Consider the following 13,890-nt stretch of genomic DNA (forward strand, 5'->3'; position numbering starts at 1 on the left):
ATTAGAAGATTTAAATGAAAGATGGGAGCACCTGGCAAAAGGACGCATATACAGGTGCTGCACTTGCAGGAAGCATATTGATAAGAATCAGATAGATAAGTAAGTCGAGTTCTGCCAGAGCCTAAGAGGGACGTGATGAGCACATAAAACTGGCAAAAAAAAGAGCCGCGTTGCGCGACTCTTATTGTGCAATGATCAGCTAAACGACTGTGCTTTCACACAGTTTCGTCCACTGGATTTGGCTTCGTACAACAACTTATCTGCTTGGCTACAAAGCGCTTCAAATGCAACGTCGACGTCATCCGAAGTGATCACACCAAAACTACAAGTGACATTCACGGCTTGATTGTTCTCCGTTACAAAGCCACGTTGAGAAAGCGCAATACGCAGTCGTTCAGCCAGCGCGGTTGCTTCTTCAAGATCGGTATTAGGAAGAACGATAACGAACTCTTCCCCACCAAGGCGAGCAACAATATCACTCTCACGCACCGACGAATCGAGCACTTTGGCTACGCCAGTTAATACGACATCACCAAACACATGACCATAGGTATCGTTGACTTGTTTGAAATGGTCGACATCCATCATAACCAGCGTGATAGGCCCTTTTTCCGGCTTTTTCGCTACCATTTTCTGCTTATCAAGCTTTCTTTCAACCCAATGATTGAGCGCCAAATAGCCGTATTGAACACGCATGACTTGCTTATTTAGCTTGTGAACCAACTGACCTTTCTTCGTTTCTGGAATTGGCTTTTCAATCAGCTTAGGCTTTTGCTCTGCAGGTTTCGCAAACCATTCTTCCAAGAATCGGCGGTTAAACAGGCCCGTTAACATGTCGGTTTTCGCCAAACGACGCATACGTAAACGCGAACGGTTCACGTACAAAAATACCAACGCCATAAGCAATAAAATACCAATCATTACCAATAACACTTCACCCAACAGGTAGAACGTTCGGCGATTATTCTCCAGCTCTAGACGCTGTAATACATTGTTCCAGTTGAGGTTTTCGTTCTCGTACTCTAATCGCTCTAGCTCAAACAAGGTTTGTTGTCGCTCTAAGTTCTCGACTTCACGCTGATTACTAAATTGAATGAATTTTTCATGATATTGACCGTAGGTTTGATAGGCCAATTCGAAGTTTTGATCTCCGGCGTAAGCCATAGCAGCGACTTTTAACAGCTCCATTTGCTGCTGTTTGATGTAGCGACTCTCGATGATCTCAGGAAGTAAAGGCGTAATCATCGTTAACAAAGCTTGATACTGCTTACGCTCTAGCATGTACTCAGCTTGCAACAACTTAAATGTTGCCAAGTACGCATTCGAGGTTTCACGATACTGCAAGTTTTCGGCAAGCTTGAGATGACGCAGCATGTTTTTTTCGTTGTTGGTTTCGCGATACAGAGACGCAAGCTCCAAGTTCACCCGAAAGCGAAAACGTCCGTCACCAATAATCTGCGCAAGCTTTAAAGCGGCTTGATAAGATTTGATGGCTTCATCGTATTGGAACTGAGCTTTGTGTAGCTTTGCAATAGTTAGGACGCTAAGCAACTCATTAAACGACATGCGGCGGTCTTTAAAATAACGATACGCCTGCTTCAGCACGACTTCAGAGCGGTCATAGCCTTGAATTTTTACCAATACATCACCGAGCTCTAGTGCTGCTCGTTCGACTAAGCCCTGCGCACCTGATGACTCCGCCGCTTCCATCGAAGACATCAACGCCGCGTACGATTTCTTATAGTCCCCTTGCTCATCGTAGTAACGACCTTTGAGCAACAGAACTTCCGATTCCAATTTCTTGTCACCTTTTTCTCGTGATGTTTCAAGCAAAGCATCCAACGACGAGAGCGCGGTATCGATATCTCGATTGCCCATCATGGCTCGAATTTGGATCAGCTTGAACAGCAAGTGCTCTTGGCTTTGCTCTGGTGTCAAACTCAGCCCTTTATCTACCACTGCTAAGCTCTCTTTATCGCGCCCTAACAACTCAAGAACGGTCGACTTCGCCAGCCAATAACGAATCAACAGATCCTTGGGCTGGTTTTGCAGTAGAGAGTCTTCTTCTAATGATTCGATTTGTGCTAGTGAACTTTGTGGCAGCGCGTAAATTTGGCTCTCAATCCCTTCAAGAGATTGCAGAAACTTATCTTTTGGCTCAGGGCTTTGCGCGTAGACGTAGACTTTGGTCGTCAAAAACACGAACCAAAACACAAGCGACAACGCTCTGAGCTTATAAAATTGCGACATTATTATTATTCCCTGATGGGTAGTTACTTCAGTGTGGTGGGAAGTTTTGATTATTATTTTGCACGTGAATGACAATGGTCACACCGCGCATGCTTTCCCATGCATTCTGTAGTGAATAATAAATCACCAACTTTCGATGTAGAAACGATTTCGTCCCACAAAAAAGACAAAGAGAATAATTTTCAACCATAAAAGGGGATTTCTCATTTAAGAGACAAATGAATAATTTCAGTTTTGACGCAACAATAGATTTTGTGGTTATTTTGCTCGAAAACATCACAATTTTGGATAAAAGAGATAATTGCGTCGTGTCACTGAGCATGGTGTGTTATGAAAACTAGCGTATAAACGCTGTTGGAAGAGGACATTACGTGAAACTAAAGTGGCGCTTTAACGATCACTAGAATAATACGGAAGAACCAGCAACACTGTTATCACTGGTCCTCTTATTAAGATTACATTCGCATTCCACCATCGACTTCTAGTACCCTCCCGGTGACGAACTCGTTGGTTAACACATATTTGATGGTCGATGAAATTTCGTCCGCAAGCCCTAAGCGTCCCACAGGAATCATATTAACTAAGCGTTCCATTGCTGCGGGTTTTATTTGATCGGTCATTGCGGTTTTGATGACACCCGGTGCAATCGCTACTGAGCGGATGCCAAAACGCCCTAACTCTTTCGCCCACACCGTCGCCATGGTGGCTACGGCCGCTTTGGATGCGGAGTAGTTGGTTTGACCAATATTCCCGGCACGCGCAACGCTGGATATGTTGATCAGCACGCCTTTACTGTCTGTGTTGAGCATCACTTTGCTCGCTTCACGACCGCATAAGAAAGTACCCGTGACATTCACATCCAGAACCGACTGAAATTGTTCCAGCGACATCGTATTGATCTGACCATCTTTGACTTTGACAAACATGCCATCGCGCATAATGCCTGCATTATTAATCACGCCATTGAGCTGCTTGAAATCCGCTTCAATTTGCGTAAAAGCAGCGCACACCTGCTGCTCGTCGGTCACGTTCGCCACATAAAAACGAGCGGTAACACCGAGAGATTCACACTCCGCTTTCGTTTCAGCCAGTTGGTCTGAATTGAGGTCGATAAGCGCAAGATGAGCACCACTTTCCGCCAGTGACAGTGCCATTTGTTTACCCAGCCCCTGCCCAGCCCCCGTGATCGCAATGACCTTATTTGCTAACTCCATAAGCGCTCCTTAGGCCTGATTTTGCTTTTGGTAGAACTCGAACAAGCTTGAGAAATCTTTTTGCCCGTTGCCCTGACCGTTGTGAAAATTAAACAGATTACGAGCCAAGCTGCCCATTGGTGTTGATGTTTGACTGGCAACCGCCGCTTCCATCGCAAGACCGAGATCTTTCGCCATTAACTGGCTCATAAAGCCGCCCTGATAACCATTGCTTGCAGGTGTGTTTTCCATCACGCCCGGACACGGGTTGTAGAGCTCTAGAGCCCAATTTCGACCCGAACTTTGCAGCATAATGTCGGACAACACTTTAGGATCGAGTCCGTTTTCCATGCCTAAATTGAGTGCTTCACAAGTGCCGCTCATCAAAATGCCCAACATCATGTTATTGCAGATCTTCGCCACCTGACCGGCTCCGGCATCGCCAGCATGAAAAATGTTTTTGCCCATGTGGCTAAGCACCACTTTGGCTTGAACAAAGTTCTCTTGTGAGCCGCCAACAATGAAAGTCAGCGTACCTGCCGCTGCGCCCGCAACGCCGCCAGACACCGGCGCGTCCACAAAGCTGATGCCACGCAGCTCTGATTGTTCTCCGACTGATCGTGCTGTCTCCGGATCGATGGTCGATGAATCAATCAGCAAAGTGCCCGATTTAACGCTGTCTAAGATCCCGTCTTGACCGAGATAAACGCTTTGAACGTGTTGGCTCGCTGGCAACATGGTGACTACCACGTCCGCACCTTGTACTGCCTGCTGAACCGAATCGGCACTTGAAGCGCCTAGTGCGGTAAGTTCTGCCACAGCGTTTGGATTCAAATCAAACACTTCGACGTTCAAGCCCGCTGTGAGTAGGTTCTTAGCCATAGGCGCGCCCATGTTACCAAGGCCAATAAATGCAATTTTATCCATGTCGTATTTCTTCCTTGTCTAAAGTGCCACAGTGGCAACCGAGGATGCGGTCAGTGGGTATTCTGCTGAATCAATTGGCGCGAAGAAGCGTTCCAAAACTTGTGGCGTTACGTCAGAAACCGTGCGATATTGCCAAGTCGGTTGATTGGTTTTATCGATAATCAGCGCACGAACCCCTTCTCTAAAATCACCTTCTAAACCACAACGTAGTGTTAGGTTAAATTCCATATCAAAACACGCTTTCAAAGAGAGGTTTTGATACTGCGTTAACTGCTGATAAGTGATATTGAGCGACAACGGACTGCCATAGTTCAGTGCCTTTTGCGCATTGACGAACCACTTATCGTCAACGTCAGCACTGCTGATTGCGCGAACAATCGAATCTAAATCGCCAGAACAAAGCTGCTCAATCAATCCCGCATGTGGCATCAACATCCCTTCGCTTGGCTCGTCCACTTGTACCGAACGCAGCGTAGTAGCGATTTTTTCGTTGATGTTCGCTTCACCTTCCCAACTTACCGATGCGAGCAGATCCAACAGTGCTTGTTTGCTTTCTGGCTTTGCAATCCATTGGCTTAACCCCAACGCTTCCATGTCTGTCGCGTTGATTTGGCAAGCCGTCAAACTCAGGAAAAGTGCCAAGTGTTTTGGCAGCTGATTTAGGAAGTACGTCGCGCCTACGTCTGGGTAGAGGCCAATTTTGATTTCTGGCATCGCAAAGCGTGTGGTCGTTTCTGCAACGCGATGGCTGGCGCCCATAAACAAGCCCACACCGCCGCCCATCAGGTAACCATGCCCCCACGCGATGATCGGTTTTGGATAAGTGTGAATAAGATGATCACAGCGATATTCGAGGTCAAAGAAGGTCTCCATCGCTGAAAACGCAGAATCAAAATCTTCTTCTTTGTTTTCAAGTGCACGGTAGATCGCTTGAATATCGCCACCAGCACAAAACGCTTTTTCACCTTGAGCATGCAAGAATACCGCGACGATGCTGTCGTTCGATTGCCACTCTACCAGTTGGTTATAGAGCTGCTCGATCATCACATAGCTAAGTGCGTTGAGGGCGGCTGGATTATCAAGCTCCAACACACCAATGGCAGAGCCGTCAGCACATTCTATCTGTGAAACATTTACTGTACCTGTCATTTGGCCTCCGCTAGCTGTTTGTCCATTGTGGCTTACGCTTTTGCAAGAAGGCGTTCACACCCTCAGTCTGATCTTGTGTATTGAACAACTGCAAGAAGAGTTCACGCTCCAAGACCAATCCGGCCGCGTGAGTTTGGCTGCGTCGGCCTTGAATGAGCGTTTTGCACGCAGAAATGGATTTTGGCGATTGACCTGCGACACGCTGTGCCAATGCCATCGCTGAATCTAGTGCTTTGCCTTTTGCAACGACCTCTTCAACCAAACCGATTTGTTCTGCTCGCTCGGCAGTCAGGCGCTCACCACACAGAATCATACGCTTCGCCCAACCTTCGCCAACCAACGCGGTCAGGTTTTGCGTTCCGCCCGCGCAAGGCAACAAGCCGACCGATGCTTCAGGAAGTGCCATTTGTACTTGTTCTTCTGCGATGCGAATGTCGCACGCCATTGCCACTTCCAAACCGCCACCCATCGCGTAACCATTAATTGCCGCGATGGAAACACCATCGAACGCAGACAGCGCTTCAAAGGCTTCACCAAATGCGAGCGCCATATCTGCTGCTTGCGATTTATCACCGGATGAAAAGTTGTTGAGATCCGCGCCAGCAGAGAAGAACTTTTCCCCTTCGCCCGTCAGTACCAACGCATAAATGGAGCGATCATTACTGAGTTCAATCGCCAATTCTTTTAGCTGATTCAAAGATTCAAGCGTCCAGGTGTTTGCTGGCGGGTTACTAATCGTGAGCTTGGCAATGTGCGCTTCACGCTCTAGTTTGATTTGTGCCGTCATAATCTTTCAGTCCTTTGTTATTCCTTGAGGTAAGGCTGTGTCTCGCTTTCTAAAGCAGCTCTACGCCTTCCGTGAGTAAACGTCTTGAAATGATCAGACGCATGATTTCGTTGGTACCTTCCAGAATTTGGTGAACACGAACGTCTCGGAAATGGCGCTCGACTGGGTATTCTTTGATGTAGCCATAGCCACCGTGAATTTGCAGCGCCTGATCGCAGACTTTAAAGCCCACATCAGTAGCAAAGCGTTTTGCCATGGCACAGTACGCGCTTTTTTCTGCGTGTTGGGCATCAAGTTTGGCGGCAGCGAGTCGCACCATTTGACGTGCGGCAACCAGCTCAGTAGCCATATCGGCCAACTTGAATTGCAGGGCTTGGAATTGCGCCAGTGAACGTCCGAATTGTTTACGCTCGGTCATGTATTGCTTGGCTTCATTCAGTGCTTGTTGTGCTGTGCCGACGGAACAAGTAGCGATATTGATTCGCCCACCATCCAGACCAAGCATGGCAAACTTAAAACCTTCGCCCTCTTCACCCAACAGATAGTCAGCTGGAATACGGACATTTTCGAAGGTGATCATGCGCGTTGGCTGGCAATTCCAACCCATTTTGGCTTCTTTCTTGCCATAGCTAATGCCTTCGATGTCAGCAGGAACGATGAACGCAGAAACGCCACCCGCCCCTTCACCGCACGAACGCGCCATCACGACGAGAACATCTGTATCACCCGCGCCAGAGATAAACACTTTTGCGCCATTCAAGACAAACTCGTCACCGTCACGTACCGCACTTGTCGTCAGCGAAGCGGCGTCCGAACCTGCATTTGGCTCGGTTAAACAGTAGGAAGCGAGCTTTTCGCCTGAAATTAAATCCGCGCTAAATTGCTGTGCCACTTCGGCTTTGGCAAAGCTGGTGATCATCCACGTCGCCATGTTATGGATTGTCATAAACGCTGTAGTCGCGGTACAACCCATGGCCAACTGCTCAAAAATGATCGCCGCATCCAAACGAGATAGCCCCAAGCCACCGTGCTCTGGTGGCGTGTAGATGCTCAAAAAGCCAAGCTCACCCGCTTGACGCAGTACATCTTTAGGGAAGTGATGATTTTCATCCCACTCGGCCGCATGCGGCGCTAACATTTGGTCTGCAAACTGCTTTGCTACTTCGGCAAACGCGAGTTGATCTTCGTTTAATTCAAAATCCATCTTGAAGTCCTAAGGTCTAATTCGTTGCACTTGACGCCAAGCCCACTTAAACGGTGGCGCTTGGCTAGATGTATCGCCAATCCAGTAATTAGCTAAGTTGAATAGTCATGTTTGGACCGCTTGGAATGTCATCTTCAAACCAACGCGCAGTGACGGTTTTCGTCTCGGTGTAGAAGCGAACCGCCTGTTTTCCATAAGCATGCAAATCGCCATAGAAGCTGCCTTTCCAACCCGTAAATGAGAAGAACGGTAAAGGCACCGGAATCGGCACGTTGATACCTACGTTACCCACTTCAATATTGTGTTGATACTTTCTCGCGGCTGCGCCGTTCGCCGTGAAAATAGACGTACCGTTACCAAAACGATTTGCATTGATCAGCTCAATTGCCGCATCTAAATTGTCGACTTCCATTGTCAGCAGCACTGGGCCAAAGATCTCTTCCTGATAAATCGACATGTCAGTAGTCACGTTAGTGAATAGCGTTGGACCCACCCAGTTACCGTTCGGGAAGCCAGGTACTTGGCAATCTGTCCCATCCAGAACACAGTTCGCGCCAGACGCTTTGCCTTCATTAATCAGATTCACCACACGCTGCTTCGCTTGAGGGCTAATCAGCGGGCCATAACCTGCGGTTTCATCATCCCACGCCCCCGGCTGTACTTGAGCTAACGCCTCTTTAAGCTCTGGAATCCATTCTTTGGTCTCGCCAACAAACACCGCCACCGAAATCGCCATACAACGCTGACCTGCGGCACCGACTGACGCGCCAACCAAGTTATTAATCACTTGCTGTTTGTTTGCATCTGGCATGATGACCATGTGATTCTTCGCACCCGCAAACGACTGCACGCGTTTTAGGTTGTCCGTACCCGTTTTGTAGATGTACTCACCAACTGGCACAGAACCAACAAAAGAGATCGCACGAACGACTGGATCAGTCAGAATGCGGTCGACTTGCTCTTTGGTACCGTGAACAACTTGCAAAACACCTTTTGGTGCGCCTGCTTGTTCAAACAGCTCTGCCAATTTCATTGCGGTAAGCGGCACTTGCTCTGACGGTTTCAAAATAAAGGTGTTGCCACAAGCGATCGCCATTGGGAACATCCACAATGGAATCATCGCAGGGAAGTTAAACGGTGTGATGCCAGCACAAACACCGAGCGGTTGAATGTAAGAGTAACCATCAATATTGGTCGCGACGTTTTCCACCGTTTCGCCCATCATTGAGCTACAAATGTTCGCCGCTTGTTCTACCACTTCAATCCCGCGCCAAACATCACCTTTTGCATCCGCTAGAGTTTTGCCTGTCTCACTTGAAAGCAATATCGCCAACTCATCGTGTTGCTCTTTTAGCAGGTGTTGGTAACGCAGCATCAATCTCGCACGCTCCGGCGCAGCCACTTCTTTCCAACGCTTGAATGTTTCTGTTGCGCTGGCGATCGCCGCATTCATTTCCGATTCCGTGGCACAAGGTACTTGCGCAATCACTTCGTTGGTTGCCGGGTTGGTTACATCTAGCCATTGTTTTGAATCGGAGATGGCGAATTCACCACCGATATACTGCTTTACTTGTTCTGTCATGATGACATCCTTGTATTTTTCAGCTTGTTACTGACTACTGTTATGTAAGTGAAACTTTGTTGAGAATGAATTAGCAGATTTCAATCGCGATTGCGGTAGCCTCGCCGCCACCAATACAAAGCGATGCAACGCCGCGCTTACCGCCCGTTTGTTTAAGAGCGTGAATCAAAGTAACGAGGATTCGGTTGCCACTTGCACCAATTGGGTGGCCTAATGCACATGCACCGCCGCGAGAGTTCACTTTGCTCGCGTCCAGTTCGAGTGTCTTCACCGCGTATTGAGTGACAACAGCAAAGGCTTCATTGATTTCCCAAAGGTCCACGTCTGATTTGTCCCAGCCCGTTTTTTCCAGCAGCGTTTCAATCGCGAAGACGGGTGCGATGGTGAACTCATCAGGCTGTCTTGCATGCGTGCTGTACGCGACAATTTTGGCTAGAGGTTGAAGGTTTTCCTGACGGCCAAATTCACTGTCGACTAAGATCATTGCCGATGCACCATCAGAAATAGAACTTGAGTTGGCTGCCGTTACGCCGCCATCTTTAGCAAACGCAGGGCGTAAGGTAGGAATTTTCGTGACGTCGAGTTTACTCGGTTGCTCATCGTCTACAACCAAGGTTTCGCCGCGTCGACTTTTTACGTTAACAGGCACGATCTCTTCTTTGAACAAACCTTGCTCAATCGCTTGCTGCGCACGAGTCACCGATTGTTGTGCCCATGCATCCATACTTTCACGGCTGAATTGGTACTTTTGCGCGGTTTGTTCAGCAAAGACACCCATCAATTCGCCTTGGTAGGCATCCTGCAAACCGTCATAAAACATGTGATCAAGCACTTGCTCGTGACCTAAACGGAAACCATCACGCGCTTTCTTTAATAGATAAGGAGAAGACGACATGTTTTCCATACCACCAGCGATAACCGCATGCGCATTACCAGATTGAATAAGATCATGCGCCAGCATCACGGTTTTCATACCCGAGCCACAGACTTTGTTCAATGTCGTACAACCGATGTATTGTGGCATTTCTGCTTTAAGACTTGCTTGTCTTGCTGGCGCTTGCCCCACGCCGGCGGGTAAAACGCATCCCATCAACACTTCGTCTATTTTGTGTGCATCTAGCTGGCTTTCAGCTAGTGCCCCTTGGATGGCTTTCGCACCTAGTTCCGTGACATCGGTTGAAGCTAATGCACCTTGAAAAGAGCCGATAGGCGTTCGCTTGGCGGCAACAATCCACGTTTCATTTTTCATTCCATTAACCTTTTGTTGACGTTTACGTCATAACTATACTAACATTTACGTTAACGTCAAGTTTGAGGTTATTATTTGTTCGAGTGATTCTTTTATTTCGAGTAAATGCGAGTGATATCAAGGCTCAAGAGTCGATGTTGTTTGTTTACTTTAACGTTAACGAATTGTATATTCGTATGAATGTTATACGAAAGTCGTAAGGTTAAGGAATGAACACATTTAAGATCAGCGAGCTCGCGAAAGAGTTCGACATTACTACCCGAAGTATTCGCTTCTACGAAGATTTAGGTCTCCTAACTCCAGAACGTAAAGGCAACACTCGAATCTACAATGGTCGCGATCGAATTCGACTAAAACTGATTTTGCGAGGTAAGCGATTGGGCTTTTCTCTTGCAGATATCAAAGAGTTATTTGAACTCTACGATACCGATCAAAGTACTGAGCAGTTGAACTATATGATTCGGTTGATCGAAGAGAAGAAGGCAGCATTGCAACAGCAAGCAAACGACATTCAAGCGGTAATGATGGAGTTAAACGCGGCACAGTTGCGATGCCAAAACACACTGAGATCCATGAAAGGCGAAAAAGTCACCTGACACCTCAGCACTGGGATGTAGGTGACGTAAAGGCAAGGACACGCAATGAAATCTACCTACTCTTCCCTGAACTTTGTTTATGACGAAAATACCGATTTGCTTCGCGAGCAAATCAATAGTTTTGCTGCAAGAGAAATTGCGCCTTTAGCGCAATCTATCGACCAATCTAACGACTTTCCAAACCATCTTTGGTCCAAATTAGGTGAAATGGGGCTTTTAGGCGTGACCACCAGCGAAGAGTTTGGTGGTGCAGGCATGGGCTATCTCGCCCACGTTATCGCTATGGAAGAAATCAGCCGAGCATCCGCTTCGGTTGCGTTAAGTTACGGCGCTCACTCCAACCTTTGTGTCAACCAAATCCACCGCAACGGCACACAAGCACAAAAAGAGAAATACCTACCAAAGCTCATCTCTGGCGAACATATTGGCGCACTAGCGATGAGTGAGCCCGGAGCAGGTTCCGATGTGGTTTCAATGCAGCTTAAAGCGGAACGTAAAGGCGATATATTCCTGTTAAATGGCAACAAAATGTGGATCACCAATGGCCCTGATGCACACACCTATGTTGTCTACGCCAAAACCGACCCAAGCCAGCATTCTAAAGGCATCACGGCCTTTATTGTAGAACGGGGCTTTCCTGGATTCACTCAAGCACAAAAACTCGACAAGTTGGGTATGCGCGGCTCGAATACGTGTGAGCTGGTTTTCCAAAACTGCGAAGTCCCTGCGGAAAATATTCTCGGCAAAGAAAACCAAGGCGTGAAAGTGTTGATGAGCGGTTTGGACTACGAACGAGTGGTGCTTGCCGGTGGCCCGCTTGGCATTATGCAAGCATGTATGGACATCGTTGTGCCTTACATTCACGACCGCAAACAATTTGGCAAATCCATCGGTGAATTCCAGCTTGTGCAAGCAAAAATCGCCGATATGTACACACAAATGAATGCCGCGAAAGCCTACGTTTACGCAGTGGCTGCTGCTTGTGATCGCGGAGAAACCACACGTAAAGATTCTGCTGGTGCGATCCTCTACAGCGCTGAGCTGGCAACCAAGATGGCATTAGATGCCATTCAGTTACTTGGCGGTAATGGCTATATCAATGAGTTTGATACAGGTCGTTTGCTACGCGATGCCAAACTGTATGAAATCGGTGCGGGCACTTCAGAAATTCGCCGCATGCTTATTGGTCGCGAATTGTTTAACGAAAGCGCCTAATCATCATACCTAGGGGTTCTAACTCGAAACAACTTCCTTATTCAACCTAAATCTTATTCAACATAGATAAAGACGGGTGGTGTCACCCGTCTACCGAATGGAGATCGGCTATTTATGGCTTGTTTGACGACCAATATTAATACCCATTCAGAGCAGTATCAGGAAAATTACCGCTCTATGGCGTCGCTTGTAGATCAACTTTATACCGTGACTGCACAAATCGAAGATGGCGGCGGTGAGAAAGCCCGCGAGCATCAGCAGAAGAAAGGCAAACTTCCGGTACGTGAGCGCATTCTTGCCCTCCTCGATCCCGGCTCATCTTTTTTAGAAATCGGTCAGTTTGCTGGCTGGGATGTGTATCCTGATTACGTTCCATGCGCGGGCGTAGTAGCGGGGGTCGGTGTGATTGACGGCACCGAATGCATGATCGTCGCAAACGACGTGACGGTAAAAGGCGGCAGTTACTACCCACTTACCGTGAAAAAACACTTACGCGCACAGGAAATTGCAGAAAAATGCCAACTGCCGTGTGTTTACTTAGTCGACTCTGGCGGTGCTAACCTCCCCCGCCAAGATGAAGTCTTCCCAGACAAAGACCATTTTGGCCGTATTTTCTATAACCAAGCACGTATGTCAGCCAAGGGTATCCCGCAAATTGCGGTGGTCATGGGGCTATGTACCGCTGGCGGCGCTTACGTACCTGCCATGTGTGATGTTTCCATCATCGTCAAAGAACAAGGCACGATCTTCTTAGCTGGCCCTCCTCTGGTAAAAGCGGCGACAGGCGAAGAAGTGAGTGCGGAAGATCTTGGCGGCGCAGACGTGCATTGCCGTACATCTGGCGTGGCCGATTATTACGCAGAAAACGACCACCATGCATTAGAGCTGGCAAGACAAGCGGTTTCACAAATCAACCACTTGAAACCCGTCCAACTCAAGCAAAAAATGCCACAAGAACCACGCTTTCCTGCGCAAGAGCTTTACGGCATCGTCGGAACCGATCTTAAAAAGCCTTTCGATGTTAAAGAGGTCATTGCCCGAATTGTTGATGACTCACAATTTGATGAATTTAAAGCCTTGTTCGGTGAAACCTTGGTCTGTGGCTTTGCTCATATTCACGGCATGCCGATTGGTATCGTCGCCAACAACGGGATTCTATTCTCTGAGTCGGCACAAAAAGGCGCCCATTTTATTGAGCTGTGTGCACAGCGCAAAATTCCTCTGCTTTTCTTACAGAACATCACTGGCTTTATGGTCGGTCAGAAGTATGAAGCAGAAGGCATCGCCAAACATGGCGCGAAAATGGTGACCGCTGTTGCGTGTGCAGACGTGCCGAAGTTTACCGTGGTTATTGGTGGATCGTATGGCGCAGGCAACTACGGTATGTGTGGCCGAGCTTATGACCCAACCATGATGTGGATGTGGCCAAATGCGCGAATCTCCGTTATGGGCGGCGAACAAGCGGCTGGCGTGATGGCGCAAGTGACCCGCGATATCAAAACGCGCAAGGGTGAAAGCTGGAGCGTAGAGGAAGAAGAAGCGTTCAAACGTCCAATTGCGGAGCAATATCAAGTCCAAAGCCATGCGTATTACGCCAGTGCCCGCCTGTGGGACGACGGGATTATTGATCCGGCGAAAACACGCGATGTTGTCGGCATTGCTCTGTCTGCTGCGCTCAATGCACCAATACCAGACAGTAAATTTGGCATCTTCCGCATGTAGCCGGATGCAAGGTAAA

Annotated in this window: 11 protein-coding genes; 3 read left to right on the top strand and 8 right to left on the bottom strand. The window is 48.0% G+C overall.

Annotated elements, in window-relative coordinates:
* Nucleotides 1-195: 195 nt before the first annotated feature.
* The 8 genes from DYB02_RS17130 to DYB02_RS17170 form a co-directional block, all read right to left on the bottom strand.
* A complete protein-coding gene (locus tag DYB02_RS17130; RefSeq protein WP_029803596.1) occupies nucleotides 196-2,250 on the bottom strand; it encodes a tetratricopeptide repeat-containing diguanylate cyclase in 2,055 nt (684 codons plus the stop codon).
* Between the two features lie 455 nt (nucleotides 2,251-2,705).
* A complete protein-coding gene (locus DYB02_RS17140; protein ID WP_029803597.1) occupies nucleotides 2,706-3,464 on the bottom strand; it encodes an SDR family oxidoreductase in 759 nt (252 codons plus the stop codon).
* A gap of 9 nt (nucleotides 3,465-3,473) precedes the next feature.
* A complete protein-coding gene (mmsB, locus tag DYB02_RS17145) occupies nucleotides 3,474-4,370 on the bottom strand; it encodes a 3-hydroxyisobutyrate dehydrogenase (RefSeq protein ID WP_029803598.1) in 897 nt (298 codons plus the stop codon).
* An 18-nt stretch (nucleotides 4,371-4,388) separates the two neighbouring features.
* Entirely contained in the window at nucleotides 4,389-5,519 is a 1,131-nt protein-coding gene (locus tag DYB02_RS17150; RefSeq protein WP_029803600.1) for an enoyl-CoA hydratase/isomerase family protein, read from the bottom strand.
* Between the two features lie 10 nt (nucleotides 5,520-5,529).
* Nucleotides 5,530-6,306, bottom strand: a complete 777-nt coding sequence (locus DYB02_RS17155; protein ID WP_029803602.1) for an enoyl-CoA hydratase — start codon at nucleotides 6,304-6,306, stop codon at nucleotides 5,530-5,532.
* A 49-nt stretch (nucleotides 6,307-6,355) separates the two neighbouring features.
* On the bottom strand, nucleotides 6,356-7,510 hold the full coding sequence (locus DYB02_RS17160) for an acyl-CoA dehydrogenase family protein (RefSeq protein ID WP_029803604.1): 1,155 nt from the start codon (nucleotides 7,508-7,510) through the stop codon (nucleotides 6,356-6,358).
* A gap of 88 nt (nucleotides 7,511-7,598) precedes the next feature.
* Nucleotides 7,599-9,092, bottom strand: a complete 1,494-nt coding sequence (locus DYB02_RS17165; protein WP_005499171.1) for a CoA-acylating methylmalonate-semialdehyde dehydrogenase — start codon at nucleotides 9,090-9,092, stop codon at nucleotides 7,599-7,601.
* A 70-nt stretch (nucleotides 9,093-9,162) separates the two neighbouring features.
* Nucleotides 9,163-10,341, bottom strand: coding sequence for a thiolase family protein (locus DYB02_RS17170; protein WP_029803605.1), 1,179 nt, complete (start codon nucleotides 10,339-10,341; stop codon nucleotides 9,163-9,165).
* 209 nt (nucleotides 10,342-10,550) lie between these two features.
* Between DYB02_RS17170 and DYB02_RS17175 the strand changes: the two genes are divergently transcribed.
* The 3 genes from DYB02_RS17175 to DYB02_RS17185 all read left to right on the top strand — a co-directional run bounded on the left by DYB02_RS17175 (nucleotide 10,551) and on the right by DYB02_RS17185 (nucleotide 13,874).
* Nucleotides 10,551-10,937 carry a MerR family transcriptional regulator gene (locus tag DYB02_RS17175; protein WP_005373242.1) on the top strand — a complete coding sequence of 129 codons (387 nt, stop codon included), beginning with the start codon at nucleotides 10,551-10,553 and terminating at the stop codon, nucleotides 10,935-10,937.
* 45 nt (nucleotides 10,938-10,982) lie between these two features.
* The gene (locus DYB02_RS17180; RefSeq protein ID WP_029803606.1) at nucleotides 10,983-12,152 is read left to right on the top strand and encodes an isovaleryl-CoA dehydrogenase; all 1,170 of its coding nucleotides are present in this window, start codon (nucleotides 10,983-10,985) and stop codon (nucleotides 12,150-12,152) included.
* Between the two features lie 114 nt (nucleotides 12,153-12,266).
* Nucleotides 12,267-13,874: a carboxyl transferase domain-containing protein gene (locus DYB02_RS17185; protein ID WP_025552349.1), complete on the top strand. Its 1,608-nt coding sequence runs from the start codon at nucleotides 12,267-12,269 to the stop codon at nucleotides 13,872-13,874.
* Nucleotides 13,875-13,890 lie beyond the last annotated feature (16 nt).

This window comes from Vibrio parahaemolyticus (genome assembly GCF_900460535.1).
In the GTDB taxonomy this organism is placed as follows: domain Bacteria; phylum Pseudomonadota; class Gammaproteobacteria; order Enterobacterales; family Vibrionaceae; genus Vibrio; species Vibrio parahaemolyticus.

Coding starts and splice junctions, on each gene's coding strand:
- DYB02_RS17170 (WP_029803605.1), bottom strand. CDS start 10,341: ATGAAAAATGAAACGTGGATTGTTGCCGCCAAGCGAACGCCTATCGGC.
- DYB02_RS17185 (WP_025552349.1), top strand. CDS start 12,267: ATGGCTTGTTTGACGACCAATATTAATACCCATTCAGAGCAGTATCAG.
- DYB02_RS17175 (WP_005373242.1), top strand. CDS start 10,551: ATGAACACATTTAAGATCAGCGAGCTCGCGAAAGAGTTCGACATTACT.
- DYB02_RS17160 (WP_029803604.1), bottom strand. CDS start 7,510: ATGGATTTTGAATTAAACGAAGATCAACTCGCGTTTGCCGAAGTAGCA.
- DYB02_RS17130 (WP_029803596.1), bottom strand. CDS start 2,250: ATGTCGCAATTTTATAAGCTCAGAGCGTTGTCGCTTGTGTTTTGGTTC.
- DYB02_RS17150 (WP_029803600.1), bottom strand. CDS start 5,519: ATGACAGGTACAGTAAATGTTTCACAGATAGAATGTGCTGACGGCTCT.
- DYB02_RS17140 (WP_029803597.1), bottom strand. CDS start 3,464: ATGGAGTTAGCAAATAAGGTCATTGCGATCACGGGGGCTGGGCAGGGG.
- mmsB (WP_029803598.1), bottom strand. CDS start 4,370: ATGGATAAAATTGCATTTATTGGCCTTGGTAACATGGGCGCGCCTATG.
- DYB02_RS17155 (WP_029803602.1), bottom strand. CDS start 6,306: ATGACGGCACAAATCAAACTAGAGCGTGAAGCGCACATTGCCAAGCTC.
- DYB02_RS17165 (WP_005499171.1), bottom strand. CDS start 9,092: ATGACAGAACAAGTAAAGCAGTATATCGGTGGTGAATTCGCCATCTCC.
- DYB02_RS17180 (WP_029803606.1), top strand. CDS start 10,983: ATGAAATCTACCTACTCTTCCCTGAACTTTGTTTATGACGAAAATACC.